Annotated in this window: 18 protein-coding genes; 14 read left to right on the plus strand and 4 right to left on the minus strand. The window is 74.5% G+C overall.

From position 1 onward, the window contains the following. The first annotated feature begins 29 nt into the window (after window positions 1-29). The 3 genes from ACFWP2_RS22315 to ACFWP2_RS22325 all read left to right on the plus strand — a co-directional run bounded on the left by ACFWP2_RS22315 (window position 30) and on the right by ACFWP2_RS22325 (window position 4,045). A complete protein-coding gene (locus ACFWP2_RS22315; RefSeq protein WP_380454016.1) occupies window positions 30-1,082 on the plus strand; it encodes a carbohydrate ABC transporter permease in 1,053 nt (350 codons plus the stop codon). Beyond that, window positions 1,079-2,062: a carbohydrate ABC transporter permease gene (locus tag ACFWP2_RS22320; RefSeq protein ID WP_380454018.1), complete on the plus strand. Its 984-nt coding sequence runs from the start codon at window positions 1,079-1,081 to the stop codon at window positions 2,060-2,062. The genes ACFWP2_RS22315 and ACFWP2_RS22320 overlap by 4 nt, the downstream gene beginning before the upstream one ends. A 267-nt stretch (window positions 2,063-2,329) precedes the next feature. Further along, on the plus strand, window positions 2,330-4,045 hold the full coding sequence (locus ACFWP2_RS22325; protein ID WP_380454020.1) for a DUF4153 domain-containing protein: 1,716 nt from the start codon (window positions 2,330-2,332) through the stop codon (window positions 4,043-4,045). Window positions 4,046-4,231: 186 nt separating this feature from the next. Here ACFWP2_RS22325 and ACFWP2_RS22330 read toward each other — a convergent pair whose 3' ends face one another. After that, window positions 4,232-5,779, minus strand: coding sequence for an MFS transporter (locus tag ACFWP2_RS22330; protein ID WP_380454022.1), 1,548 nt, complete (start codon window positions 5,777-5,779; stop codon window positions 4,232-4,234). Between the two features lie 399 nt (window positions 5,780-6,178). On the opposite strand from ACFWP2_RS22330, the gene ACFWP2_RS22335 reads away from it, so the two are divergent. The 3 genes from ACFWP2_RS22335 (at window position 6,179) to ACFWP2_RS22345 (ending at window position 8,443) form a co-directional block, all read left to right on the plus strand. Continuing rightward, window positions 6,179-6,784: a TetR/AcrR family transcriptional regulator gene (locus tag ACFWP2_RS22335; RefSeq protein ID WP_380454025.1), complete on the plus strand. Its 606-nt coding sequence runs from the start codon at window positions 6,179-6,181 to the stop codon at window positions 6,782-6,784. Between the two features lie 205 nt (window positions 6,785-6,989). Then, window positions 6,990-7,688, plus strand: a complete 699-nt coding sequence (locus ACFWP2_RS22340) for a ribonuclease HII (protein WP_360353727.1) — start codon at window positions 6,990-6,992, stop codon at window positions 7,686-7,688. 101 nt (window positions 7,689-7,789) lie between these two features. Further along, the gene (locus tag ACFWP2_RS22345; protein ID WP_380454028.1) at window positions 7,790-8,443 is read left to right on the plus strand and encodes a hypothetical protein; all 654 of its coding nucleotides are present in this window, start codon (window positions 7,790-7,792) and stop codon (window positions 8,441-8,443) included. Between the two features lie 129 nt (window positions 8,444-8,572). Here the strand turns inward: ACFWP2_RS22345 and ACFWP2_RS22350 are convergent, their stop codons facing one another. Further along, window positions 8,573-9,289, minus strand: a complete 717-nt coding sequence (locus ACFWP2_RS22350; RefSeq protein WP_380454030.1) for a hypothetical protein — start codon at window positions 9,287-9,289, stop codon at window positions 8,573-8,575. A 366-nt stretch (window positions 9,290-9,655) separates the two neighbouring features. After that, on the minus strand, window positions 9,656-11,851 hold the full coding sequence (locus ACFWP2_RS22355) for a RecQ family ATP-dependent DNA helicase (RefSeq protein ID WP_380454032.1): 2,196 nt from the start codon (window positions 11,849-11,851) through the stop codon (window positions 9,656-9,658). A gap of 229 nt (window positions 11,852-12,080) precedes the next feature. Between ACFWP2_RS22355 and ACFWP2_RS22360 the strand changes: the two genes are divergently transcribed. Then, window positions 12,081-13,658, plus strand: coding sequence for a DUF4192 family protein (locus tag ACFWP2_RS22360; protein WP_380454034.1), 1,578 nt, complete (start codon window positions 12,081-12,083; stop codon window positions 13,656-13,658). Between the two features lie 31 nt (window positions 13,659-13,689). Here ACFWP2_RS22360 and ACFWP2_RS22365 read toward each other — a convergent pair whose 3' ends face one another. Then, window positions 13,690-15,003 (minus strand): alpha/beta fold hydrolase, encoded by a 1,314-nt coding sequence (locus ACFWP2_RS22365; RefSeq protein ID WP_380454036.1) that lies wholly within the window; start codon window positions 15,001-15,003, stop codon window positions 13,690-13,692. A gap of 759 nt (window positions 15,004-15,762) precedes the next feature. On the opposite strand from ACFWP2_RS22365, the gene ACFWP2_RS22370 reads away from it, so the two are divergent. From ACFWP2_RS22370 to ACFWP2_RS22400, 7 genes are all read left to right on the plus strand, one after another. Then, on the plus strand, window positions 15,763-17,889 hold the full coding sequence (locus tag ACFWP2_RS22370; protein ID WP_380454128.1) for a glycogen debranching N-terminal domain-containing protein: 2,127 nt from the start codon (window positions 15,763-15,765) through the stop codon (window positions 17,887-17,889). Between the two features lie 179 nt (window positions 17,890-18,068). Continuing rightward, entirely contained in the window at window positions 18,069-18,827 is a 759-nt protein-coding gene (locus ACFWP2_RS22375) for an NUDIX domain-containing protein (RefSeq protein WP_224283951.1), read from the plus strand. Window positions 18,828-19,218: 391 nt separating this feature from the next. Next, window positions 19,219-19,497: a hypothetical protein gene (locus ACFWP2_RS22380; RefSeq protein WP_380454039.1), complete on the plus strand. Its 279-nt coding sequence runs from the start codon at window positions 19,219-19,221 to the stop codon at window positions 19,495-19,497. A 338-nt stretch (window positions 19,498-19,835) separates the two neighbouring features. Beyond that, window positions 19,836-21,464 (plus strand): ATP-binding cassette domain-containing protein, encoded by a 1,629-nt coding sequence (locus tag ACFWP2_RS22385; protein ID WP_380454041.1) that lies wholly within the window; start codon window positions 19,836-19,838, stop codon window positions 21,462-21,464. A gap of 3 nt (window positions 21,465-21,467) precedes the next feature. Then, window positions 21,468-22,373, plus strand: coding sequence for a hypothetical protein (locus ACFWP2_RS22390; protein WP_380454043.1), 906 nt, complete (start codon window positions 21,468-21,470; stop codon window positions 22,371-22,373). Window positions 22,374-22,674: 301 nt separating this feature from the next. Then, complete coding sequence (locus tag ACFWP2_RS22395; RefSeq protein ID WP_380454045.1) at window positions 22,675-23,607, plus strand: FadR/GntR family transcriptional regulator; 933 nt, start codon at window positions 22,675-22,677, stop codon at window positions 23,605-23,607. Window positions 23,608-24,223: 616 nt separating this feature from the next. Then, window positions 24,224-25,876 (plus strand): RNA polymerase sigma factor, encoded by a 1,653-nt coding sequence (locus ACFWP2_RS22400; protein ID WP_380454047.1) that lies wholly within the window; start codon window positions 24,224-24,226, stop codon window positions 25,874-25,876. Window positions 25,877-26,062: the final 186 nt, after the last annotated feature.

Below are 26,062 nucleotides of genomic sequence, written 5' to 3' on the forward strand. Positions count from 1 at the left end.
TCCCACCACGCCCGAAGGGACGCGCAGCCATGTCCGTACCCGGATTCCCGTCAACCGTCGCCGAGTTGGCCGCCGAAAGGCTGGCCGTCGGCAGTCTGAGCGCCGGCGCCTGGACCGACGCGGCGGTCAAGTTCGGCAACACCTTCGGCGCCGTCGCGGGCTTCCTCGGCATCCTGCTGATGGTCTTCCTGGTCGCCGGCCGCGCCCGGGGGCGCCTGGCCCGTCCGCTGGCGGTCGCTGTGTTTCTCGGCCCGGCGGTGCTGCTGCTGGCCGTCGGATTGGTCGTGCCGCTGGTCCGCACGGTCTACCTCAGCCTCCAGAACGACGACGGCACCCGGTTCGTCGGCGGCGAGAACTTCGGCTGGGCCTTCACCTCCGACTCGGTGCAGAAGGTGCTGGTCAACACGCTGCTCTGGCTGGTGGTCGCGCCGCTGGTGGCGACCGGGCTGGGACTGGTGCTGGCGCTGCTGGTGGACCGGATGCGCGGCCAGTCGGTGTACAAGTCGCTGATCTTCATGCCGATGGCGATCTCGCTGGTCGGCGCGTCGATCATCTTCAAGTTCGTCTACGAGTCGCGCGGGCCGGGCCAGCCGCAGATCGGCCTGCTCAGCCAACTCGCCGTCGCGGTGGGCTGGGAAGATCCGCCGAACTGGCTGCTCTCGCAGCCGCTGAACACCTTCCTGCTGATGGCGGTGATGGTCTGGGTGCAGACCGGCTTCGCGATGGTGGTGCTGTCGGCGGCGATCAAGGCGATCCCGGACGAGGTCGTGGAGGCGGCTCGGCTGGACGGCGCGAGCGGGGTGCGGCTGTTCTGGTACGTCACCGTGCCGATGATCCGCACCACGGTGATGGTCGTGCTGACCACCGTCATGATCATCACCCTGAAGGCCTTCGACATCGTCCGCACCATGACCGGCGGCAACTTCGGCACCCAGGTGCTGGCCAACGAGATGTACTCGCAGTCCTTCGTGCAGTTCAACTCCGGGCGGGGCAGCGCCCTCGCGGTGCTCCTCTTCCTCGCGGTGCTGCCGCTGGTGGCCTACAACATCCTGCAGCTGCGGAAGGAGCGTGAGGTCCGGTGACCGGGACGGAGGACCGGGAGGGGGCGGCGGAGGCGACGAAGCGGGTGAAGTCGGCGGGTCGGGTGGCTCGGATGGGTCCGGCGGGTCCGGCGCGGAAGGCCTTCAGCAGTCCGCTGGCCTCGGTGTTCGTGATCGCCGTGACGGTGCTGTGGACGGTCCCGACGCTGGGCCTGCTGGTGACCTCGCTGCGGCCCAAGCAGGACGTGACCGCCAGTGGCTGGTGGAACGCCTTCCTTCACCCCGACCTCGGCCTCGGCAACTACCACTCGGTGCTGTTCGAGGGCGGATCCGGCGTCTCCACCGGCCTGATGCCCTTCCTGGTCAACTCGCTGGCGATCAGCATCCCGGCGACGGTCTTCCCGCTGGCGCTGGCGGCGATGGCGGCGTACGCGCTGGCCTGGGTGCGGTTCCGGGGGAGCGACGCGGTCTTCTTCACGGTGTTCGCGCTCCAGGTGGTGCCGCTCCAGATGGCGCTGATCCCGCTGCTGCGGCTGTTCGCCGGCGGCGCGCACCTGGGCTCGCTGACGCTGATCCCGGCGGTGGACCTGAAGGGCAGCTACGCGCCGGTCTGGCTGGCGCACACGATGTTCGCGCTGCCGCTGGCGGTGTTCCTGCTGCACAACTTCATCGCCCAGCTGCCGCGCGACCTGATGGAGGCCGCGGTGGTGGACGGCGCCTCGCACTTCAAGATCTTCCGTTCGATCGTGCTGCCGCTGTGCACCCCGGCGCTGGCCTCGTTCGCGATCTTCCAGTTCCTGTGGGTCTGGAACGACCTGCTGGTGGCGCTGACCTTCGCGGGCGGCACGCCGGAGGTGGCGCCGATGACGGTGCGGCTGGCGCAGCTGTCCGGTTCGCTCGGCGGGCGCTGGGAGCTGCTGACGGCCGGGGCGTTCCTGTCGATCGTCGTTCCGCTGATCGTCTTCTTCAGCCTCCAGCGGTACTTCGTCCGGGGGTTGCTGGCCGGGTCGGTGAAGGGGTAGCGGGGAGTCCTTGGTGGTGAGGGGGTTCTGAACGCGTTCAGAGTCAACTTTTGAACCTGTTCAGAATGGTCTACAGTCGGCAGCGGCCGGGGCGTCGAGAGCGCCCGCCGGTGGGCCGCCCGACGGGTGGGTGGTCTCCGCATGCCTGCCGACCACTGAGGGGGACTCATGTCAGGTCCGTCCATGCCCGCCTCGTCCGATTCACCTGATCCGGCCGCATCGGCCGCATCGGCCGCATCGGCCGCCTCGGCCGGTTCACCCGGTTCGGTGGGTTCGGTCGAGTCGCCGGGGGCGACCGGGACGCCGAGTTCGACCGCGCTGCCGGGTTCGACCGCGCCGCACAACCCGTACGAGGCATATGACCCGTACGACCCGTACCGTGCGGCGACGGGCCCCGGCCCGCATGGCCCGCATGGCCCGCAGGGGCGGCCGGGCCCCGGCCGGACTCCCGGCGCGCCCGCGCCCTCGGCCGGCGCGTGGCTGCGCCACAGCAACCCCGAGCGTCGGACGGCGGCCACCCCGAAGGTCGCCCTGGCGGCCCTGCTCACCGGCCTGCTGGCGGCCTGGCTGCTCTACGACGGCCTGGGGCCCAACCTGCTGGTGCTCGGCGCCGTCATCGCCGTCGGGGCGGGGATCACCGCCCGGGCGGCCGGCCGCCGGATCCGGCCCTGGACGGCGGCGTGGAGCCTGCTCGCCCTCGCCCTGCTCGCCGTTCCGGCCTGGCGCGACGCCTCCTGGCCCGCGGCGCTGGCCGCCGTCGGCGCGCTCGCGCTGGCCTCGCTGGCGCTGCACGGCGGCCGCCGCTGGGCGGGCGTGCTCTTCCCGCTGCCCGGCATCCTGTGGCAGCTGGTGCCCTCGGCGGTCTGGGTCTGGGAGAGCATGGACCGGCGGCCGCTGCCCGGCCGCAACCGGGTCGTCCCGGTGCTCAAGGCGCTCGCGGTCGCCGCCGTCCTGCTGACCGTCTTCGGCCTGCTGTTCGCCAGCGCCGACGCCGCCATGGCGGACCTGCTGGGCAGCCTCAGCCCGGACCTCGACCTCGACCAACTCCCGGGGCGCGGTCTGCTGTTCGTGCTCGGCGCGGTGGTCGCGCTGGGCTTCGCGCACATGGCCGCCGGCCCGCGCCGCTGGGACCGTACGGTGATCAGGCCGGGCCGGGAACGGCGCCGGCTGGAGTGGGCGCTGCCGCTGGTCGCGCTCAACCTGATGTTCGGGGCCTTCGCGGCGATCCAGGCCGTGGTGGTGCTCGGCGGCGCGGACGCCGTACTGAGCAACACCGGGATGAGCCGCTCCGAGTACGCCCGGCAGGGCTTCTGGCAGCTGAGCGTGATCACCGTGCTGACGCTGGTCGTGGTGGCGGTCGCCAAGCGGTGGGCGCCGCGCACCACCGAGGCCGACCGCCGGATCGTGCGGATCCTGCTCGGGCTGCTCTGCCTGCTGGCGCTGGCCGTGGTCGCCTCGGCGCTCGGCCGGATGTGGTTCTACGTGGACGCCTCCGGGCTCACCCGGCTGCGGCTCTGGGTACTGGTGGTCGAGGTCTGGCTGGGCGCGGTCTTCCTGCTGCTGATCGCCGCCGGGCTGACCCGCCGCACCGGCTGGCTGCCCCGCGTCGTCGTCCTCAGCGGGATGCTCACCGTCGCGGTCTACGGCCTGATGGGCCCGGACGCGATCGTCGCCGAGCAGAACGTCACCCGGTACGAGCGGGCGCTGCGGACCGACCCGCACACCGCGGCGATCGACCTGCGTAACGTCCGCCGCCTCTCGGCGGACGCGGTGCCCGCCCTGGACCGGCTCCCCGAGCCGCAGCGGAGCTGTGCGCTGCAGCTGATCGCCCCGGGCCCGGGCGACGGGCCGAAGCCCTGGTACGCCACCAACCTCGCGGCCGCCAGGGCCCGGGAGATCCTGGCGGAGCGGCCGCTGATGGCCTCGACGGAATCCGGCCGCAGTGCCTGCGATTGGGCGGGGCTGCCGTACCGCGATCGGTAGACCGACCGGGGTGCGGCCGACCGGGGTGGGGGGACCCGCGGACGGCGGCAGGGCCGGCCGGGAGCGTGCTGCTCCCGGCCGGCCCTGGCTCGTGGCTGCGGCGGTGCCGTGCCGTGGCGGTGCCGTTCGTCGTGGCGGCGTCAGCGCGCCGCGGCGATGTCGTCCGTTGTCCGTTGTCGGGCAGTGTCAGTGCATCGCGACGGCGGAGGAGCCGCTCGGCAGGTCGCTGGCCTTGGCCTTGATCACGAAGACCGCGACGAGCAGGGCGACCGCCGCGAGCGCGGCACCCACGATGAAGCCGTGCGAAATGCCCGCGGTCAGCACGGTGTTGGCGGCGTCCGTGCCCTGCGGGAACTCGTGGTGCTGCTGGAGGTAGGCCAGCTGCTCCGGCTTCGCACTCTCCATGAACTTCGGCAGCTGCGCGGTGGCCTCGGCCGTGGCGTAGTGCGCGAAGACCGTGGTCAGGATCGACAGGCCGAGCGAACCGCCGATCTGCTGCATCGAGTTGAGGAGGCCGGAGGCGGCTCCGGTCTCCTCGCCCGGGACACCGGCGACGGAGATCAGCATCACCGGGACGAAGATCAGACCCATGCCGAAGCCGAACACCACCGTGGGGCCGAGCACCCCGTCCACGTAGCCGCTGTCCTTGCTCATCTGGGTCAGCCAGGTGAGGCCGACGGTGACCAGCAGCGCTCCGCCCGCCATGAAGGGCTTCGGGCCGTACTTGGCCTGGAGGTTGGAGGCGATCTGCGCGGCGATGATGATCGCGACGCTGATCGGGAGGAAGGAGACGCCGGCCTTCAGCGGGCTGTAGCCGAGCGGACCCTGCACGAACAGCACGACGTAGAAGAAGATGCCGAACATGGCCGCGGCCAGGCAGAGCATCATCACCAGGCCGCCGGTGCGGTTGCGGTCGGCGAACAGGTGCATCGGGGTGATCGGCTGGTCGGTGCGGTTCTCGACCACGAGGAAGGCGGCGAGCAGGATCGCGCCGGCCGCGAAGGAGCCGAGCGTGATGCCGTCCGACCAGCCGTCCGAGGCGGCCCGGATGAATCCGTAGACCAGGCCGACCAGGCCGAGCGTCGAGGTGAGTGCGCCGGGCAGGTCGAAGCGGCCCGGGTGGCGCTCGGACTCGGCGATGTGGCGCGGCGCGGCGATCGCGATCAGGATCGCGATCGGCACGTTGACGAAGAACACCCAGCGCCAGTTCAGGTACTCGGTGAGCAGACCGCCGGCCAGCAGGCCGATCGCGGCGCCCGAACCGGCCACCGCCGAGAACACGCCGAAGGCGCGGTTGCGTTCCGGCCCCTCGTCGAAGTTGGTGGCGATCAGGGCGAAGGCGGTCGGGGAACAGATCGCGCCGCCGATGCCCTGGAGCGCGCGGGCCGCCAGCAGCAGAGTGCTGTCCTGCGCGAAACCGCCGAGCAGCGAGGCCAGGCCGAACAGCAGGGTGCCGAAGATGAACACCCGGCGGCGGCCGAGGATGTCACCCGCGCGACCGCCGAGCAGCAGCAGTCCGCCGAAGGTCAGGGTGTAGGCGTTGATGACCCACGACAGGTCGGTGGTGGAGAAGCCCAGGGCGTCCTTGATGTGCGGCAGCGCGATGTTCACGATGGTCGCGTCGAGGACCACCATCAGCTGGGTGGCCGCGATGACGGTCAGGGTGATGCCCTTGCCCCGCCCCTGACTCGTCCGTGGTGGTGCGTTCTTGCTGAGCGTGTCGGATATAGCCATGAATGTGCCCCCTGCTGGCTATGTGCTCGGTGGTGCGGCTGTCGGCGGAGTCGCCGGTCCGGGTGCGGCCGTGCGCTCTTGCGCAGACCGGGAGGGAACGGGATCGTTCACTAATCGGGACGATAGCCTGGCCGTGTTTGTGAACGCAAGCGTTCCTTAAGGAGGGTGGCGATGGAGCGGTTGGTGCGGCGCCTGGTGGCGGACCGGTCCGGTCGGTCGCCGGGAGGTTCGCCGGGAGCTTCTCCGGGAGCTTCTCCGGGAGGGTCGGCGGGTCCGGCGTCGGGGGAGGCGTCCGGTCGACCCGCGGAGGCGGGTGCCGGGGCCGGCGCCGAGCCGGGCGGCAGGTCGGGCGGGTCAGGCAGGTTGGGCGGGTCGGACGTGGAACCGGCCTTCTGTCCGGTGCGAGCCGCCCATCAGGCGCTGAGGCGGCCGGCGCGGCGCCGGGGGAAGGAGCTGGAGAACGCGATCTTCGAGGCCGCGCTCGACCAGCTCACCTCCGGCGGATACGCGCGGCTGACCATGGAAGGGGTCGCCAGTGCGGCGCGGACCGGGAAGGCCGCGCTCTACCGGCGCTGGGCGTCCAAGGACGAACTCGTCATCGACGCCCTGGACGCCACTCTCCCACGCCCTCACGACACCCCCGACCTCGGGTCCGCGCGGGACGAACTCCACCGGCTCGTCGAGGGGTTCACGCAGGCGATGACCTCCCGGGTGGGTTCAGCGCTCAATGCGCTGATGGGCGAGATCGACCACGAGCGGGCCGAGGTCTTCAAGGCCTTCGTCACCGACCGGGTCATCGAGCCGACCGCGCGGACCATCCTGGAGATCCTGCGCCGCGGTGCCGAGCGCGGCGACGTCCGGCCCGGCGCCGCCACTCCCCTGGTGGCGGACGTCATTCCGGCGGTGCTGCTCTACCAGGTCAAGATCCGCGGGCTGGAGAGCCTGGGGCCGGGCTTCGCCGGCCGACTGGTGGACGAGGTGCTGGAACCGATGATCCGGGCCTGAGGCGGCCGAGATCCGGCCCGGGGCAGCCGACATCCGGCCCGCGCGGCCGGTGCCGGGCGCGGGGAGCCTCGGGTCCGGACGGTCCGGGTGGTCTGGGCGGTCGGGGTGGCCCGGCCGGCGGCGGCCCCTTCCCGCCGGGGAGGCGGACTCGGCGGTCGTGGGCCGGGCTTAGGCTGGAGGCTGCCCCCGCTGAACGGAAAACGCCATGCCCATCGTCCCCCCGACGCACTCCGTCGAACGCTCGCTCCGCCGGGCCGGCGCCAAGATCGTCGTCGGTCTCGACGAGGTCGGGCGCGGCGCCTGGGCCGGGCCGGTCACCGTGGGCGCGGCCGTCACCGGTCTGCGCAAGGCGCCGGAGGGGCTGACCGACTCCAAGCTGCTCACCGAGCTGCGCCGCCGCGCGCTCGCCCCCGTCCTCGCCGACTGGGTCACCGCGTACGCGCTCGGGCAGGCCTCCCCGCAGGAGTGCGACGAGCTCGGTATGACGGCGGCGCTGCGGCTGGCCGCCGTCCGCGCGCTGGAGGCGCTGCCGGTCGAACCCGACGCGGTGATCCTGGACGGCAAGCACGACTACCTCGGTGGGCCCTGGCGGGTGCGCACGGTGATCAAGGGCGACCAGTCCTGCATCTGCGTGTCCGCCGCCTCGGTGCTCGCCAAGGTCCATCGCGACGGCCTGATGGCCGAACTCGGCGAGGAGTGTCCGGAGTACGGCTTCGCCGACAATGCCGGCTACCCGTCCCCGGTGCACCGTGCCGCACTGGAGGAGTTCGGCCCCACCGGGCACCACCGGCTCTCCTGGGCGTACTTGGACGCACTGCCGAAGTGGCGTCATCTCAAGCGTGTCCGGGAGGGCGCGGGCGACGGCCGTGGGTCCGCCGACGAACAGTTGACGCTCGGTTTCTGACGTTCCGTCTGGAATTGCCCGGGGAGGGGGCGGCAGGAGACCGCTGCCCAATGGGTGGGCCGCCCGTGCGCGCCCGACCGGCATTTGATAGATATCCGGGTATGCCTGTCTTCCCCGAGGAGCCGGAGATTCACGAGAGCCTCCCGGGCCCCGGCGTTCCCTTCCCCCGCGAGTCGGACGCACAAGCCCCCGCCACCGCACCCACCACCGTCGCCGCCCCGGCCCCGGTACCCGGCCCCCGCCCGGCGCCCCCGCGCCCGGCCCCGCCGCGTGCCGCCCGTCCGGGCCCGCCGGGACTGATCCCCAAGCCCGGGCCGGCACCGCGCCCCCCGGCCTCCGCCGCACCGCAGGTGGAGGTCCAGCTGATCGCCGCCGCCCCGGCGCAGGCGGTGGAGCGCGCCGACGAGGCGGTCGACCAGCTGCTGGAGTCCGGCCGCGATCCCGGCGGCATCCTGGTGCTGACGGTCGGCGAGGCCCACCCGTGGCAGCAGCACGAGCTCTCCTTCGGCGAGGAGCGCTACTGGGCGCAGCTCGCCGAGGGCGGGGACGTGTTCTACGCGGACGCCGCGCTGACCCGTCCGGTCCGCCGCGAGGTGGTCGTCCTGGTGGTCAACGGCGGACCGTCCGCCCGGGCCGCCGAGGCGTACACCAAGGCGCTCGGCCATGCGACCGCGCTGCTGGTGGTCTGCGGCGACGCCGGCCCGGCTGCCGCCGGCACGGCCGGAGCCGCGCCGCGCCGACCGGTCAAGGCCTGACCACAGTCGTCCACTTCGGGCCCGGTGCCGCCGTACGGTGCCGGGCCCGAGGTCCGTCCCACGTCCCTCGGGGACCGGTGTCGACGGCCGGTGGGACCGGTGGCCCTTGCGGACTCAGGGCGTGCGGACTCAGCGCGTGCCGGTGCGGCGGGTCGCTTCGGCCGCTGCGACCCGCGCCGGGGCCCAGGGGGCCTCGGACTTCGGGGAGCGTGCCGCGTCCTCACCGCGCGTGGCCGGCTCGGCGGTCTGCCGGCGGGTGCGGTGGCCGCGCGGGGCGTCCAGCACCGAGCGCGGCGGCAGTTCCGTCACGGTGTGCACCGGTCCGTCGGCCCACGAGCCCGCGTGCGGTTTGCGTCCGCCCCGTCCGTCCCCGAGGACCTGCCAACCCGCTGGGGTGAGCCCGATGTACGCGCCGCAGCGCAGTCCGTGGAGCACGGACGCGTCTCGCAGTGCCCACATCCAGGCGCCGTCCTGTTCCGTCCAGCCGGGGGCGCCGTCGCGGCAGCGCAGCAGCACGGCCGTGCGGGTCGGCTCGGACAGCCGCAGGTCGTGCGGAATGATCCGGCGCAGGTGCGTCAGCAGCGCGTTGCGGTGCTGCCAGCCGTCGGTGTCGTGCGGCCAGGGGGTGAACGAGGCCGAGGCGACGAGGCGGTGGAGCGCGTCCACGACGGCGACCACGACGGTGCCCGGCTGGGGCAGGTGGCGCTGGTGCAGTTCCAGGACGAACTCGCGGGGGTCGCGCAGCAACGGGATCCCCGAGGCGGTCCAGGTCTCCAGGTCCAGTACCCGTCTGGGTTCCGGAGTCCTGGAGAAGGGATTCTGACCTCGGTCGATACCGTTGATCACGATCCTCCTTCCTGGCCCGTGGGCAGGCGGGTGCCTGGGTACGCCGAAGGGTGGGTCCAGCGGACCGGGTTTCGGGTACCTCCCAATTCTCGGGGCATCGGGGGCAGAGCGGCAACGATGAAATGATGAACGCCACCCGATAGCCCATGGTCTGCCGGATATGTTCCACCGCGGACCGAGCGCCGAGCAGGAGTCTCCGGACCTTGATCCACAACGCCCGGAGGGCAGGGTGAACCGTCACCGGCATGGTGACCACTCCTTTCTCGGGCTGTTCCACCGGTGTGATCGAAATCGCTTCGGCCGGTCCTTTCCGTTAGGCCATTCGGGTGAGTCGGTGGGCTGTTTTGACGGCTCTCCGCCGCCCCGTCACCCCTGCACGGCCAGCACCAGCGGCAGCACCGCGCTCGCCCCCGCCCGGCGCAGCAGCCGGGCGGCCACGGTGACCGTCCACCCCGAGTCGACGAGGTCGTCCACCAGCAGTACCGGCCCACCGGCGGCCGCCACCGCCTGCTCCACCTCCGGGGGCAGGACCAGCGCGCCGGCCAGCGAGTGCAGCCGCTGGGCGCTGTTGCTGCGGGCGCCGTGCGGGGGCAGCCCGCCGGCGTAGTCGATCCGGCCGAGCAGCGGAAGCCGCCCGATCTCGGCGATCCGGGTGCCCAGGCTGCCGACCAGCCGCGGCCTGGTCGAGGAGGCCATCGTCACCACGCCGACCGGACGCTCCAGCCGGGCGCCCTCCGTCGTCGCGGGCCCGGCCCAGCCGCCCGGCCCCCGGGCCCAGTCGGCGAGCACCGCCACCAGCGCGTCCACCGCCTCGCCGGGCACCGGCACGTCCGGCGCCTGGTCGGCGAGCAGGGTGCGCAGCCGGGTGCCCCAGCCGATGTCGGACAGCCGACCCAGCGCCCGGCCGGTCTCCGCCTGCTCGCCCGCCGGGATCCGGCCCTTGAGCGGCACCCCCAGCGAGTCCATCCCGGTCGGCCACAGCCGGCGCGGCTCGAAGCTGACGCCGGGGCGGCCGAGCGCGGCCCGGGCGGCCGCCAGCGTCTCGGCAGAGACGTCCGGGGTGTGCAGCGGCCCCGCGCAGTTGTCGCACCGCCCGCACGGGACGGCCTGCTCGTCGTCCAGCTGGCGGCGCAGGAACTCCATCCGGCAGCCGGTGCCCGCCGCATAGTCGCGCATCGCCCGCTGCTCCGCCTCCCGGGAGGCGGCGACCTTGGCGTAGCGGGCGCTGTCGTACGTCCAGCTCTGGCCGGTGGCCGTCCAGCCGCCCTTGACCCGGCGGACGGCGCCGTCCACGTCGAGCACCTTGAGCATGGTCTCCAGCCGGGCCCGGCGCAGGTCCACCCGGGGCTCCAGGGCGGCGGTGGAGAGCGGCCGGCCGGCCTCGGCCAGGGCGTCGATGGTGCGGCGCACCTGTTCCTCCGGCGGGAAGGCCAGCGAGGCGAAGTAGCGCCAGATCGCCTCGTCCTCGCGCCCGGGCAGCAGCAGCACCTCGGCCCGGTCCACCCCGCGCCCGGCGCGGCCGACCTGCTGGTAGTAGGCGATCGGCGAGCTGGGCGAGCCGAGGTGCACCACGAAGCCGAGGTCGGGCTTGTCGAAGCCCATGCCGAGCGCGGAGGTGGCGACCAGCGCCTTGACCCGGTTGGCCAGCAGGTCGGCCTCGGCGGTGCGGCGCTCGGCGTCCTCGGTGCGGCCGGAGTAGGAGGCCACCGGGAAGCCGCGCTCGCGCAGGAAGGCCGTCACCTCCTCGGCGGCGGCCACCGTCAGGGTGTAGACGATGCCCGAGCCGGGGAGCCGCTCCAGGTGGTCGGCCAGCCAGGCGAGGCGGTGGGCCGGGTCGGGCAGGGAGAGCACGCCCAGGGTGAGGCTCTCCCGGTCGAGCGGCCCGCGCAGCACCAGGGCGTGCTCGTCGGTGGCGCCGGTGCCGAGCTGCTCGGCGACGTCCGCGGTGACCCGGGCGTTGGCGGTGGCGGTGGTGGCCAGCACCGGGACGCCGGCCGGCAGGTCCGCGAGCATGGTGCGCAGCCGGCGGTAGTCGGGGCGGAAGTCGTGCCCCCAGTCCGAGATGCAGTGGGCCTCGTCGACCACCAGCAGGCCGGTGGAGGCGGCGAGCTCGGGCAGCACCTGGTCGCGGAAGTCCGGGTTGTTCAGCCGCTCGGGACTGACCAGGAGGATGTCGACCTTCCCCTCGGCGACCTCCTCCTGGATCGACGCCCATTCGTCGGTGTTGGCCGAGTTGATGGTGCGGGCGTGGATGCCGGCGCGGCCGGCCGACTCGACCTGGTTGCGCATCAGGGCGAGCAGCGGCGAGACGATCACCGTCGGCCCGGAGCCGCGTGCCCGGAGCAGGGCGGTGGCGATGAAGTAGACCGCGGACTTCCCCCAGCCGGTGCGCTGGACGACCAGGGCACGGCGGCGGTCGACCACGAGGGCCTCGATGGCCGTCCACTGGTCCTCGCGCAGGGTGGCTCCGGGGCCGGCGAGCTCGCGCAGGACGGCCTCGGCCCGCGCCCGGACCTCGGCGCGGTCGGCGGTGGCGGTGGTGTGGATGTCGGGCTGCTGCATGGCGTCCATGTAACCCCGTACCGCCGACAAGCGACGAATGCGGGGGAGGGGAAGCGGGCGACGGCGGGGTGTATTTCATCCACTGGTCCGCTGAACGGCAGTCAAAATCAACCCGTGGGAGGGCGTGTCGCCTGCTCCGAATGAGCGAAGGGAAATTCGGGGGCGGGGTTATCCACAGAAAAAAATTCGGTTCCGACGTCGTCCGCGGATTGCGTCCAGTCTTGCGGCCATGAACGCGATGAACAACGAACACGTCATTCTGTCCCTCGGTCCGGCCTCCGACCACCGGTCGGTCGTCATGCGCGGTCCGGCCGACATGGCCGAACTGCTTCCGTACTTCCTGGGCTTCTACCCCGACGACAGCATCGTCGCGGTCGGGCTCCACGGCCCCGGCCTCCACCAGGGCGGGGTGATCCGGGCGGACCTGCCGCGGTCGCCCGGGCAGTGGCCGGCCGCGGCGGAGGAGACGGCCGCCCTGCTGGTCGCCCTCTCCGAGCGGCACGGTGCCCGGCCGCTCCAGGTGCTCCTCTACCTCTGCCAGGATCCCGGCACGGCCCACGCCCCGCCGGTGGTGGACGGGCTGCGGCCGCTGGCGGAGGCCCTCCGGGCGGCCTTCGGGCGCCGGGGCGTGGCCGTCAAGGAGTCGCTGTGCGTCTCGGACGGCCGCTGGTGGTCCTTCCTCTGCCGTGGTGACGGGTGCTGCGACGCGGCGGGCAATCCGGTGCGGCGCGGCCCCGAACCCGGTCCGGCGGCGGCCGCCGCGACGGTCGCCGGCCTGGTGCCGCGCGGCAGCCGGAAGGCGATCATCGGCGGGCTGGAACCGATCGGTCCGCCGGAGGCCGCCGCCCAGCGCGAGGCGCTCGCCCGGGCCGAGGCCGTGGACGCCCTCGCCAGGGAGCAGCGCATCGCCCTGCTCGACCAGGCCGTCGCCGAGTTCCGGGCCGGCGCCAGGGAACTCGACGCGGACCGGACGGCCCAGCTGCTGCTCGCCCTGCGGGACCGCCTGGTGCGGGACCGCGGCGTCGAGTACGCCCGGCCCGCCGAGCTGGCCCCGGCCGAGCGGCTCTGGCGCTTCCTCGCCCGGCGGGCGGTGCCGCCGTACGAGGGCTGCGCGGTGGCCCCGCTCACCCTGTTGGCCTGGACGTCCTGGGTCGCCGGGGACACGGCGACGGCTCGGGTCGTGCTCGGCCACGTCCTGCGGCTCGCCCCGGGCTACCTGCTGGCAGACCTGCTCTACGAGTCGCTCAACGACGGCATGACGCCCGAGGGCCTGTTGGCCGCCGTCGAGGCCCAGCGGCGGCGGCGAGAGGAGCCCGGGGCCGGGGCGGCCCCGGCCGGGGAGCCGCGGCCTCCGGCCGGCGGAGCCCCGGGCGCCGGGGTGTCCCCGCCGGCCGGAGGGGCGCCGATCGGTGCCGAAGCCCGCCCCGGGCCCGCCGCCCCGGAGACGGGCGCGGCAGCCGGCGAACGGTCCGGGCGGGCGGCCGGTGCCCGACGGCACCGGCGGGGCGGTCGCCGGAAGGGCTCGTCCACGGCATCGGCTCCGGCCGATCCGGGCCCGGGTGCGCCCGACGGCCCGGAAGGCCCCGAGGGCCCGGCGCCGGCCGGTGGCGCCGCCGGGGCGGTCGCCCTGCTGCCGGCGCCCGGACGGGTCACGCCGCCCGGGCACACCCGGGCGGCCGGAGAGCGGTCCGCCCGGGGTCTGCGGCTCGGCCGGGCCACCGTGTGCGCGCCCGCCGCAGCCCGGATCGGCCTCCACCGCTGCCGGGGCGTCCGGCGGGCGGGGAGAGGAGGCCACCGTGCGCACTGAGCCCCTCCGCGTGGGGGCGCCCCGAGGACCGCTACGCCTCGCCGTGCGCCATCCTGATCAGGCGGTCCAGCACCTTGCCGCCGCCCACCCGAAGGCCGTCGTGCTCCCACTCGTTGGTGATCCAGGTCCGCAGCCCGCGCACCGCGCGAGCGGTCTCCAGCGAGTCGGCGGTGTCCACGTACATGTCGTCGTGGTACACGGCCGCCACGACCGGCACGGTGTTGGCGGCCAGCCGCGCCCGGTCGTACAGGTCGGGCCAGTCCGTCCGGGCGGCGAGCAGGTCCGCGGTCTCCTTCAGCGGACGCAGTGCCGGGTCGGTGTCGAACATCCAGGGGTAGATCATCTCCCCGGTGAACAGCACCGGCGCGTCGGACTCCAGCGAGGCCCGGGCGTCGAACTGCGGGAACTCCTTGCGGACCCGCTCGGCCGCCCAGGCGGTGCCGCCCTGGTCCACCGACCGCTGGCCGTAGATCGACTCGTGCAGCACCGCGTACAGCGGACCGCCCGCGAAGGAGAGCTGGGCCTGGGCGCCGGCCAGGAAGGTGTCGGAGAGCTCGGGCCCGGCCGGGCCCTCCACCCAGGCCTCCTCCAGCAGGTAATGGAGCGTGCCGGAGCCGCTGCCGCCGCCGAGCAGCAGGCCGAGCGCCTGGAAGGCCTCGACGGTGAGCAGTCCGCCGTCCGGCAGGGTGGCGGGGGAGTCGGCGAGGTGGGCCGCGATCCGGCGCACCGCCTGGACGTCCTGCGGGAACCGGGCGTAGTGGTCCTCGTTCTTGCCGGCCACCCGCGAGTAGGCGGCGCGGTAGACGTCGTCGGCCGAGCTGCCCAGCCCGGCGAGGCCACCGGTGATGAAGGCCTCGGTCAGGCCCTCGGGGGCGATGGAGAGGTAGGTGAGGGTGCAGAAGCCGCCGAAGCTCTGGCCGAGCACGCTCCAGCGCCGGTCGGCGCCGAGCAGCCGCTCGCGGATCAGCTCGGCGTCCCGGACGATCGAGTCCGCGCGGAAGTGGGCCAGGTAGTCCGCCTGCTCCTGCGGGCCGCCGCGCCGGGCGAGGGTCTGCCGGGTCGCGGGGGTGGACCGCCCGGTACCGCGCTGGTCGAGCAGCAGCACCCGGTAGTCGTCCAGGGCGCGCTCCAGCCAGGAGTCGCGGCCGAGCGGGCGGGCGGCCTTGCCGCCGGGCCCGCCCTGGAGGAAGACCAGCCAGGGCAGGTCGTCCCGCTCGCGGCCTGCGGCCACCACCTCGCGGGCGTACACCTCGATCTGCTCGCCCTGCGGGGCGGCGTGGTCGAGCGGCAGCTGGAGCAGGTGGTCGGTCGTGACAATCCCGGGCAGCCGGCTGATGGTGGACATGCAACTCCTCGGTCTCTGCTGGTCACAGCGGTGGCGTCGCGGATCACGGGGTCACCGGGTGCGGGGGCCGCGACCCCCGCACCGTATCCTGGCGGCGGTCGAGCACCGGTTGGCCCGTCCCGCCCGTCCGACCGGACGGCCGAGCCCGGTCGGCGCCCGGCCCGAGCCGGTCCCGCCGGCGGCCCGGAAGACGGCTGCCGGCCCCGGACCGCGGACGGTGACGCGCCTGCGGCAAGACCCTGGTGACGATCCGACGCAGTGGTACGACCGCCGAACGGGGCCGCCCCGACCAGCGGCGCAGCGCTGGGGCGTGACCTGGCGGCGGTGCGCGGCGTTGACCCCGGGGGCCTGCGCCCGGTCCGGGCGGCCCGATCGCCGGGAGGTGCGGCCCGGCCGCCCGGGCACCGTCAGCGGTCGGTGACCGCGCGTGGCGCCACGACCGGTCGCCGCCACGGGGCCGGACGGGCCGCAGGGAACGGGCCGCGGGGGAAGGGCGTCACCGGCAGGCCGGGGCGTCGGACCTGACGGCGTGCCGGGCCCGGTGACGGGCCCCGGAACGAAGGCGCGGCGCGCCGGTACCCACCCGGTACCGAGCACCGCATGGCACGACCCGCCGCAGGGTACGGCCAGACACGGCACATCCGCCGACGGGACGGCCCCGTCGGCCCGGCACCATCAGCACGCGATCGAGCAGGCTCGCGGCCCGCCGGCCTGACCCGGCCACCGGACCGCCGAGGGGAGGAGAGTCCGGTGACCGCCATGAGGCCACCACAGGCCATGCCGGCCGAGAGCGTGGTCGGCGCGCCGCCCAGGCCGGTGGGCCGCCCCGACCAGGTCCCGGCGGCCGGGCCCGTGGGCGCACCGTCCGGCCCGGGCCGGACGGCGGCCCCGCCGCGCCCGCAGCCGCCCGCCGTCCACCACGCGGTGATCTGCGTCAACGCCCCGGCGATGGCCGCCTCCGGCCCCGACGGTCAGCTGCGCGGCCAGGGCCTGCACGGCTTCTACCGCAACGGCGTCCGGGTGCTCGCCAGGATGGAGCTGCGGCTGGGCGGCATGGAGCCGCTGCCGCTCCAGGGCACCCTGACCAGCACCGCCCAGGCCCGCTTCCTCGGCGCCGTCCGCCTCCCCGGCGACCTCGACCCGGATCCGGCGCTCACCGTCGAGCGGCTGCGGCACGCGGACGGTGTGGAGACCGTGGTCGTGCGCAACTCCGGTCCGCGGCCCGCCCGGCTGCCGCTGGAGATAGCCCTCGGCACGGACCTCGGCCCGGTCGCCGAGATCGCCGCCGGGCACCGCCAACCCGACCTGCCGGGCCAGGTGCAGTCCGCCGGGCTGCGCTGGACGGGGCCGGTGCACAGCGCCGTGGTCAGCGCCCAGCCCTCCCCGCACGCCGTCCTGGCCGGCGCCGGCGTGCTCCGCTGGGACCTGGAGGTCCAGCCCGGCGCCCGCTGGTCGGTCGAGCTGCACACCGAGCTGGAGAGCGCCGTCGGCGGCCCGCGCCCGCCGGGCGGCCGCGGCACCGGCGTCCCGCTGCCCTGGTCCGAGCCGGAGGTCCGCAGCGACGACGCCCGGGCGGCCCTGCTGGTCTCCCGCTCGCTGGACGCCCTCGGCGGGCTGCTGTTCGCCGACCCGGACCGCCCGACCGACCTCTACCCGGCGTCCGGCGCGCCCTGGCGCTTCGGCCTCGCCCCGGCCGACGCGCTCTGGGCGGCCCGGCTGACCCTGCCGCTCGGCACCCGGCTGGCGGCCGGCACCCTCCGGGCACTGGCCCGCCGTCAGCAGCTCGTCCCCGCCCCGGGCCGCACCGAGGGCCTGCTGCCCGGCGCCCTGCGCCACGGCGGTCCCGAGCTGCCGCCCACCTGCACCGCCACCGAGGCCACCCTGCTGTTCGTCACCGTGCTGGCCGAGGCCTGGCGCTGGGGCCTGCCCCCGGCGGAGGTCGCGGAGCTGCTCCCGGCCGCCGAGCGGGCCCTGGCCGCCCTGCGCGAGGGCCTGGTGGACGGCTTCGTCACCGACCTGAGCCGCCCGGTGGAGGAACGCTCCGCCCACCCGGTCGCGGCCCGCGCCGAGGTCCAGGCGCAGGCCCACCGCGCCGCCCTGCACGGGGCCGAGCTGCTGGAGGCCTTCGGCAGGCCGGGCGCCGAGGACTGGCGCGGCTGGGCCGCCGCGCTGCGCGGGCGCTTCCGCGAGCGGTTCTGGGTCGACGACCTGTCCGGCGGCCGTCCCGCGGCCGGGCTGGCCCCGGGCGGCCAGCCGCTGCCCGCCCTCGCCTCCTCCCTGGTGCACCTGCTGGACACCGGGCTCGCCGGCGACGGCGGCCGGTACGAGAGCCTGCTGGACCGCGAGCAGACCCGGCTGCTCGCCCAGCGCCTGGTCGCCCCGGAGCTGGACAGCGGCTGGGGCCTGCGCACCCTGAGCGCCAAGTCCCCCCGCTTCAACCCGCTGGGCCACCGCGGCGGTGCGGTGCGGGTCCACGAGACGGCACTGGCGATCGCCGGACTGGCCGAGGCCGGGCACGAGAACGAGGCCGGCACCCTGCTGGAGGGCCTGCTCGCCGCGAGCGCCCACTTCGAGGGGCGGCTGCCGGAGATGTACGCGGGGGAGCAGCGCACCCCCGGCTGCCCGCCGGTGCCGCACCCGGCCGCCTGCCGCCCGGCGGCGGTCTCCGCGGCCGCTGCCGCGCACGCGGTGTTCGCCCTCGCCGGGGTCCGGCCCGACGTCCCGGGCGGCCGGGTGCTGGTCCGGCCGGCCAGCACCGCACCACTCGGCGAGCTGGAACTGACCGGTCTGCGGGTGGCGGGCGAGCCCTTCTCCGTCCGGGTGAGCCGGATCGGCGTGGCGATGGTGGAGGAGGCGTCCGCGGACCTGCAACTCGTCGCCCACTGAGCCGTCGCCGGGGCTTGCGCCCCGGCGGCGGTCACGCCGAGTCACCGATCCCCGGCCTGCCTGTCCCCGGGCCCGCGCGGACGGGGCGCGTGCCGGGCCGGGCCGTGCGGGGGCCTCGGCCCTGCGCGTCCCCGCAAGGGCCTGTGCTTATCGTCAGAGAGACGACTATGATCGTCGCCATGTCGCGTTACGATCCGTCGGCCTTCCCCCCGTTCGCTGTCACGGTTGACCTGGTGGTGCTGACGGTGCGCGACCACTCGCTCTGCGCTCTGCTGGTCAGACGCGGCGAGCCGCCGTTCCAGGGGTACTGGGCGCTGCCCGGCGGCTTCGTCCGCCCGGACGAGGGCCTGGCCGAGGCCGCCTCACGCGAGCTGGCCGAGGAGACCGGCCTGCGCGCCCACACCGCCCCCGGCCACGACGCGGTCGGCCCCGGTGCGGCCGGTGCCCATCTGGAGCAGCTCGCCACCTACGGCCATCCGCAGCGCGACCCCCGGATGCGCGTGGTCAGCGTCGCCTACCTGGTGCTGGCCCCCGACCTGCCCACGCCCCGGGCCGGCGGGGACGCCAGCAGTGCCCGCTGGGCCCCGGTCGGCGAACTCCTCGGGGAGAACCCGGCCGACGGCGTGCCGCTCGCCTTCGACCACGGCCTGATCCTCGCCGACGGTGTGGAGCGCGCCCGCTCCAAGATCGAGTACTCCTCCCTCGCCACGGCCTTCTGCCCGACCGAGTTCACCGTCGGCGAGCTGCGCCGGGTCTACGAGGCGGTCTGGGGCGTGGCGCTGGACCCGCGGAACTTCCACCGCAAGGTCACCGGAACCCCCGGCTTCCTGCTGCCCTCGGGCGGCACGACGACGCGTCAGGGCGGCCGTCCGGCCCAGCTGTTCACCGCCGGCGGTGCGACCGTCCTCAACCCGCCCATGCTCCGCCCGGAGTCCTGAGCCTCGCCGGGCTCCACGCCCGGCCCACCCGGACCGGCCCCATCGCGGCGCGGCCCCCGACCAGGGCGTGTCCGGCGACTCCCGCCGGACGCGCGACGCGCCCCAGCCGTCGACCGGCCTTCGGCCGGGAGGTACCTCCGGGGAGCGAGCGGACCTGGCCGGTGTTGTCATCGGGTGCCGATGGCCTCGGCCCGGTGCCTGGGGTGCCCCGTCTCCGCCCTGCGATGTGCGGACCTCGATGCCGTGTCCGTTGATCCGACGCGACACGGTCGGAGACGACCGAGGCAACCGAATGGCCTGGTCTGGCTGCGGACCCGGGGCCGGCGGCGCAGAGTGTCGGTGGACGCTCCGGCCGTCGGGCCGGAGGCCGGCCGGCCTAGGGAGCCCCGCGATGGCCATCGAGGACTGCGCCACCCAGCGAACCCTCATCGAGGCGCTGGCGGCGGACTACCGGAGCCTCGACAAGACCACCACCGCCACGGAGCAGGAGCTGGCCGCACTGCGGGCCGAGCAGGCGGCGCCCGCGGCGATCGCCGCCGTGGAGGAACGGCTGGCCGCCGAGCGGGAGCGGCTGGGCGAGATCACGGTCGAGGGCCGGGCCGCCGTCGACGAGTTCCAGGCGGTGTGCGGCGGCGAGCGGCTCGCGCCCCCGCCCTGGCCGCCTCGCTAGCAGCCGCGCCCCGTCGCCGGGCACGGCGCTCCGCCCGGCCGGAGCCACCCGAGCCCCGAAGCTACCGAAACCTCCGAAGCTTCCGAAGCTTCCGAAAACCCGACGCCACTCGGAGCAGCCCGGGCCCCAGCCCGGACCGGCCACTCGTGAATCGCAGGATCGGATTGTCCCCTGATCGGGTGAGGTGGGCAGCCGGCGGGCCCGTGCCGTTCCCGCAATGCCCGGAATAGCCGCCGTCGCCCCCTAATGTGCTGGCGCGGAGCCGCGCGGGTGCATGCCCGCCCTTCAGGGGCGCTCCGTGTCGCGCAGGTCGGCCGAGCGCATGGGAGCAGCCAGCGATGATCCAGATCACCGGACTGACCAAGGTCTACCGCAAGGGCGCCCCGCCCGCGGTGCTCGATCTGACCTTCGACGCCCGGCCCGGCACGGTGACCGCGCTGCTCGGCGCCGAGGGGGCGGGCAAGTCCACCGCGCTGCGGCTGATGCTCGAACTCGAACGGGGCCAGGGCGTCGCGCTCTTCGACGGCCGCCCCTACCGCCGGCTGCGCCACCCCGAGCACGAGGTCGGGGTGCTGCTGGCCGGCACCGCGGAGGTCGCGGTGGCCGGACATCCGGGCCGAAGGGCGCGCAGCCACCTGCGGATGCTCGCCGCGGCCGTCGGCGTCCCGGTCCGGCGGGCCGACGAACTGCTGGAGCAGACCAGGCTGGCCGCCGTCGCCGGGCAGCGGCTGCGCACCTTCTCGCCCGGCATGCACCGCCGCCTGGCCCTGGCCGCCGCTCTGCTCGGCGACCCCGGCGCGCTGCTGCTGGACGGGCCCGCCGAGGGCCTGTCACCGCGCAACGTCGAGTGGTTCCACTCCTTCCTGCGTTCCTTCGGGGCCGCCGGCGGAACGGTCCTGGTGACCACGCGCAGCCCGCAGGAGGCCTCGCAGCTCGCGGACCGGGTGGTCACCCTGGACGGCGGCCGGATGGTGGCCGATCAGCCGGTCGAGGAGTTCCGGCGGACCAGACTCAGGCCCGAAGTGGCCGTCCGGGGGCCGCAGATGGCGCGACTGGCCGATCTGCTGGTCAGCCAGGGGGCGGACGTCCGCCGGGACGGCGGCGTCGGTCTCTCGGTGGCCGGCGTCGACCGCACCGAGATCGGCGAACTCGCCTACCGCCACGGGATCCTGTTGCACGAACTGGCCGACCGGGTGGTCGAGCAGCCGGTGCCGCGGGTCGTCCTGCCGGCCGGCTCGGGCCGCTCCGGTCGGCTCCGTCTCCAGTCGGAACCCGAGGCCGATCCGCGCCAGGAGTCGACCCGGCGGCCCGTTCGGGAGCCGAGCCCGAAGCCGGCCGCCGGGCGACTCCCCGAACCGGCCGCCGAGCCCGCCCCGGGCGAAGCCGCCACGTCTCCGGCCGAGCCGGCGACGACCCCGGCCCCGGCTGAACCGGCCACCGCAGCCGCCCCCGAGAGCGCCGCCGCCCCGAAGCGCCGCGCCCCGAGCCGCCCCCGGGAGGACGGCTCCCTGCCCGCCCGTGCGCTGCCCGCCGTGGCCGTCGCGGCCGCCCTCCCGGCCGCCGCGCTTCCCGTCCTCGGTTCGTCGGGCCGCCCAGAGCCGTCCGGCCGTCGCCCCGAGCCGTCCACGGAGACGGGGGCCGACGCCATCGCCGACCCCGCCCCCACGGTCGCCGTCGACCGTCTCTTCCGCGACGACCCGGCCCCGCCGCTGGTGCCCGCCCGGTTCCGGCGCCCTGGCCGCCGGGCCAGCGCCGACGACCTGCTCACCGACGACACCGTGCGCCTCCGTCGCCCCGCCGCGGGCTCGACCGCCGTCCGGGCCGTCGCCCAGAGCCCCGTCACCCCAGCCACTCGAGTTACCCGAGCCACCCACGCTGCCCCCGCAGCCCCCGTAGCCCCCGCCATCCCCGCAGCCCCCGCCATCCCCGCGGCCCCCGCCACCCCCGACGACCACCGGAGCGAGTGAACCGTGCGTGTCCTGGCCTACGAGCTGCGCCGCCTGCGCGGCCTGCGTTCCACCTGGCTGCTGCTCGCCGCCGTCCTGCTCGGCGACGCCGTCGTGGCCGCCGTCCTGGCGGACCAGACCCCGGACGGCCCGCTGGCGGCGCCGGCCGGGGTGCGGCTGCTGACCGCTGCCGTCCCGCTGATCCCGCTGCCCTTCGCCGCCCTCGGTGCCGGGGTGCTGGGCGCGCTCTCGTACGGGTACGAGGTGCGCCACCCGGGGCTGCCGGCCTCGCAGGTCTCGTACGCGCGTCGGGTGCGGCTGCTGCTGGCCAAGCTGGTGGTGATCGGTCCGGTGGCGGCGCTGCTGGCGTCGGCGACCCTGCTGGTCGACGCGCTGGCCGTGCACCTCGCGTTGCCGGACGGCGTCACCGTGGTGGCCTCGGCGGCCCCGTCCGTGGTGTCTGACCGGACCTTCGAGACGCTGACCGACGCCGGGGTGTCCGGGCTGTCCGACCTGCCGGGCGTGTTCGCGCCGCTCGGGCTGGTGGCCGGTCAGGGGGTGCCCGCGGCGCTGCTGGCCTTCGTCCTGCTCACCGTGGTGGCGGGCTGGACCGGGGTGCTGACCGCTTCGCTGGCCCGCAGTGCCGCGGCCGGGGTGCTGCTGCTGTGCGCGCTGCCGCCGCTGCTGGAATCGGGCGTCGCCCTGCTGCTGCGCCACACCGGCAGGCCGTGGCCGCTCCGGGCGGCCGAACTGCTGCCGTTCCAGTCCGGGATCGAGTGGGCCTACGGCTGGGTGTACGGCGGTGCGCACCAGGCGGTGGCCGGGAGCGCGGCGTTGACCGATCCGGCGCTGCTCGCCGCGGTCGCGGCCCCGGCGGGGCTCCTGCTGCTCGCCGCCCTGCTGGTCCAGGCCCGCCGTCGCGCCCTGTAGCGCCGCGTCGCGCTGAGCCGTCTGCCGCGCGTCCGTCTGCCGCGCGTCCGTCTGCCGCACGTCCGGTTGCCGCACGCCCATGTGCCGCACGTCCGTTTGCGCGGGGCCGCTTGAGTGGGCCCGGTCTTACGGAGCCGCCGTGCGGGACCGCAGCACGCCGAGCCGCTCGTGCAGTGCTTGGCGTGCGGCTTCGCGGGTACGGTTCCGCCCGGGAATTCCAAGATCGACCAGCGGTGACCGTAATGCGAGGTTCTTCCTGATAAGAAGTCAATTATCCAGTCACGGCCGATCACCCTTTCGTGTGCTTTTCACGAGAATTCTCAAGCCACGCCTGCCGATCGCCGACAAAGGAGGCGTGAGTACCCTTGCGCACCCCACCATGACCCCCGCCCGTTCCACCGACGGGCCCATCCACGGTCCCGGCGACTTGGACCGCTTCTCGTACGCCGACCGGCCGACCCCGCCGGCGCCCCGCTGGGAGGGCGCCGAGTCCGACATCGGCCGGGTCGGCCGCAAGACCACCAGCAGCCGCGGTCGCGGTCTGCACGGCCAGCTGGTCCAGCAGCTCGGCCAGATGATCGTCTCCGGCGACCTCGGTGCCGACCGCCCGCTGGTGCCCGAGGAGATCGGCCAGCGGTTCGAGGTCTCCCGGACGGTCGTCCGCGAGTCGCTGCGCGTCCTGGAGGCCAAGGGCCTGGTCAGCGCCCGTCCCAACGTCGGCACCCGGGTCCGCCCGGTCGGCGACTGGAACCTGCTGGACCCGGACATCATCGAGTGGCGCGCCTTCGGTCCCCAGCGGGACGAGCAGCGCCGGGAGCTGTTCGAGCTCCGCTGGGCGATCGAGCCGCTGGCCGCCCGGCTCGCCGCCGGTCACGGCCGGGAGGACGTCCAGCAGCGCCTGGTCGAGCTGGTCGAGATCATGGGCCACGCCGCCTCCCAGGCCGATCTCGCCACCTACACCCGGGCCGACGCCGAGCTGCACGGCCTGGTCCTCCAGGTGGCCGGGAACCGGATGCTGGAGCACCTGTCCGGGATCGTCGCCTGCGCGCTGCAGGTCTCGGGCGGTCCGGCGATCTCCTGCGAGCGTCCCTCCGAGTCCTCGGTCAGCCTGCACGCACGGCTGGTGGACGCGCTGGGCGCCGGCGACGGCACCGCGGGAGAGGTCGCGATGCGGGCGCTGCTCACCGTCCACCCCGAGATCGAGCCGTCCGTTCCCGCGCCCAGGGAGCACTGAACGGGCTGTTTCCACGAGCGGAGGCGCCGGACGGCGGCGGCCGCTCCGCCGAGCCCTCCGGCCGCACCGCGCGGCGCAGCCGGGGGGCTTCCGCACGCCGTCGGCCGACCGGGCCGGCTGCCGGCCGAGGCGTGCGGCCCGAGCAGGGCGGTCGCCCGAGGAGGCGAGCGCCTGAGAGCGGGTCCGTAGCGGGCCCGGAGAGCGGGTCCAAAGCGGGCCCGGAGAACGGCCCGAGGCGGGTTCGGAGAGTGGGCCCGGACGGCGCGGCCGGCGAGAGGTGCACCGGCTACCGGCTTGTCCATGACAACAGTTCGTCCGGCGAGTGCGCGATGATGGGAAGCGGCCCCGGGTCGCGGGCGCCGAATGGTGTGACCCGCGACACGAAGGCCATGCGTAACACTTGACGAGTAGCAGCGATGTGTCCTGAGCGGAAGCAGCTCCGGAATACTCCAACATGTCAGAATGCTGTGTTGGTCCGCGGCGCTGCTGCCGTCCTGCAAACCCAGTCCTCAAGCCCGAGTCGGTCGGAATCGACACCGCGCGTCCGGCGCGCGATCTCCTTCCCCGCCCTCTCGGGCGGCCGGTACGGGTTCGAGTCCACTCATCGTCCGAGAGGTTGTTCGTGTCGGCCAGCACATCCCGTTCGCTTCCCCCCGAGATCGCCGAGTCCGCGGCTCTGCTGGCGCTCATCGAGCGGGGCAAGGCCCAGGGGCAGATCGCCGGTGACGACGTGCGCCAGGCGTTCGAGGCGGACCAGATCCCGGTCACCAAGTGGAAGAACGTCATGCGCAGCCTCAATCAGGTGCTGATTGAGGAGGGTGTGGACCTCATGGTCAGCGCGGCCGAACCGGCCGGCGCCAAGCGCAAGAGCGTTGCTGCCAAGAGCCCCACCAAGCGCACCGCCACCAAGGCTGTCACCACCCGGACCCCGGCCGCTTCGTCGGCCCCGACCAAGCCGCCCGTGCGGATCGCCCCCGGCGCCCCCGTCGCGGCTCCGGCCGTTGCCGCCGCCTCGGCCCCGGCTCCCACCGTCTCCGCCGAGATCACCGCCGAGGGGTCGACCACCTTCGCCTCCGAGGTGAAGGCGGTTCCCGCGAAGAAGGCCGCCCCGGCCAAGAAGGCCGCGGCCAAGAAGACCGCCGCGCCGGCCAAGAAGACCGCCGCCAAGAAGACCGCCGCCGGCAAGGCCGCCAAGGGCGACGAGGAGCTGCTCGGCGAAGAGGAGCTGCTCGAGGACGTCGCGCTGCCCGGTGACAAGGCCGAGGCCGAGGGCACCGGTCCGGAGGAGGAGTCGGAGGGCTTCGTCCTCTCCGACGACGACGAGGACGACGCGCCGGCCCAGCAGGTCGCCGTCGCCGGCGCCACCGCCGACCCGGTCAAGGACTACCTGAAGCAGATCGGCAAGGTCCCGCTGCTCAACGCCGAGCAGGAGGTCGAGCTCGCCAAGCGCATCGAGGCCGGCCTGTTCGCCGAGGACAAGCTCTCGGCCGCCGACAAGCTCGCCCCGAAGCTCAAGCGCGAGCTGGAGATCATCGCCGAGGACGGCCGCCGGGCCAAGAACCACCTGCTGGAGGCCAACCTCCGTCTGGTGGTCTCGCTGGCCAAGCGCTACACCGGTCGCGGCATGCTCTTCCTGGACCTGATCCAGGAGGGCAACCTCGGTCTGATCCGTGCGGTCGAGAAGTTCGACTACACCAAGGGCTACAAGTTCTCGACCTACGCCACCTGGTGGATCCGCCAGGCGATCACCCGCGCCATGGCCGACCAGGCCCGCACCATCCGCATCCCGGTGCACATGGTCGAGGTCATCAACAAGCTGGCCCGCGTCCAGCGCCAGATGCTCCAGGACCTGGGCCGCGAGCCCACCCCGGAGGAGCTGGCCAAGGAACTCGACATGACCCCCGAGAAGGTCATCGAGGTCCAGAAGTACGGCCGCGAGCCGATCTCGCTGCACACCCCGCTGGGCGAGGACGGCGACAGCGAGTTCGGTGACCTGATCGAGGACTCCGAGGCGGTCGTCCCGGCCGACGCGGTCTCGTTCACCCTGCTCCAGGAGCAGCTGCACTCGGTGCTGGACACCCTGTCCGAGCGCGAGGCAGGCGTGGTCTCGATGCGCTTCGGCCTGACCGACGGCCAGCCGAAGACGCTGGACGAGATCGGCAAGGTGTACGGGGTCACCCGTGAGCGCATCCGCCAGATCGAGTCGAAGACCATGTCGAAGCTGCGCCACCCGTCGCGCTCCCAGGTGCTGCGCGACTACCTGGACTGATCGACGGCAGTCGTTCCACGCGAAGGCCCGGAGCCGCACGGCTCCGGGCCTTCGCGGCTGTCCGGGCCCGGGCGTGTCAGCGTCCGGGTGGTGGTTGTCCCTCGTCCGGGTGGTGGCACGGCGGGAAGCGGTCGCTCGGTGTAGTCGGTCACCTACGCTGTGCCGGTTGCCTGCTTCCGAGCCTCC

Source organism: Kitasatospora sp. NPDC058444, from assembly GCF_042721415.1.
GTDB lineage: Bacteria > Actinomycetota > Actinomycetes > Streptomycetales > Streptomycetaceae > Kitasatospora.

What these genes read in the sequence shown, in the direction of transcription:
- ACFWP2_RS22365 (WP_380454036.1), bottom strand. Translation starts at nt 15,003, where the DNA reads ATGTCCACCATCAGCCGGCTGCCCGGGATTGTCACGACCGACCACCTG.
- ACFWP2_RS22330 (WP_380454022.1), bottom strand. Translation starts at nt 5,779, where the DNA reads ATGGCTATATCCGACACGCTCAGCAAGAACGCACCACCACGGACGAGT.
- ACFWP2_RS22340 (WP_360353727.1), top strand. Translation starts at nt 6,990, where the DNA reads ATGCCCATCGTCCCCCCGACGCACTCCGTCGAACGCTCGCTCCGCCGG.
- ACFWP2_RS22360 (WP_380454034.1), top strand. Translation starts at nt 12,081, where the DNA reads ATGAACGCGATGAACAACGAACACGTCATTCTGTCCCTCGGTCCGGCC.
- ACFWP2_RS22375 (WP_224283951.1), top strand. Translation starts at nt 18,069, where the DNA reads ATGTCGCGTTACGATCCGTCGGCCTTCCCCCCGTTCGCTGTCACGGTT.
- ACFWP2_RS22385 (WP_380454041.1), top strand. Translation starts at nt 19,836, where the DNA reads ATGATCCAGATCACCGGACTGACCAAGGTCTACCGCAAGGGCGCCCCG.
- ACFWP2_RS22355 (WP_380454032.1), bottom strand. Translation starts at nt 11,851, where the DNA reads ATGCAGCAGCCCGACATCCACACCACCGCCACCGCCGACCGCGCCGAG.
- ACFWP2_RS22380 (WP_380454039.1), top strand. Translation starts at nt 19,219, where the DNA reads ATGGCCATCGAGGACTGCGCCACCCAGCGAACCCTCATCGAGGCGCTG.
- ACFWP2_RS22370 (WP_380454128.1), top strand. Translation starts at nt 15,763, where the DNA reads ATGAGGCCACCACAGGCCATGCCGGCCGAGAGCGTGGTCGGCGCGCCG.
- ACFWP2_RS22315 (WP_380454016.1), top strand. Translation starts at nt 30, where the DNA reads ATGTCCGTACCCGGATTCCCGTCAACCGTCGCCGAGTTGGCCGCCGAA.
- ACFWP2_RS22345 (WP_380454028.1), top strand. Translation starts at nt 7,790, where the DNA reads ATGCCTGTCTTCCCCGAGGAGCCGGAGATTCACGAGAGCCTCCCGGGC.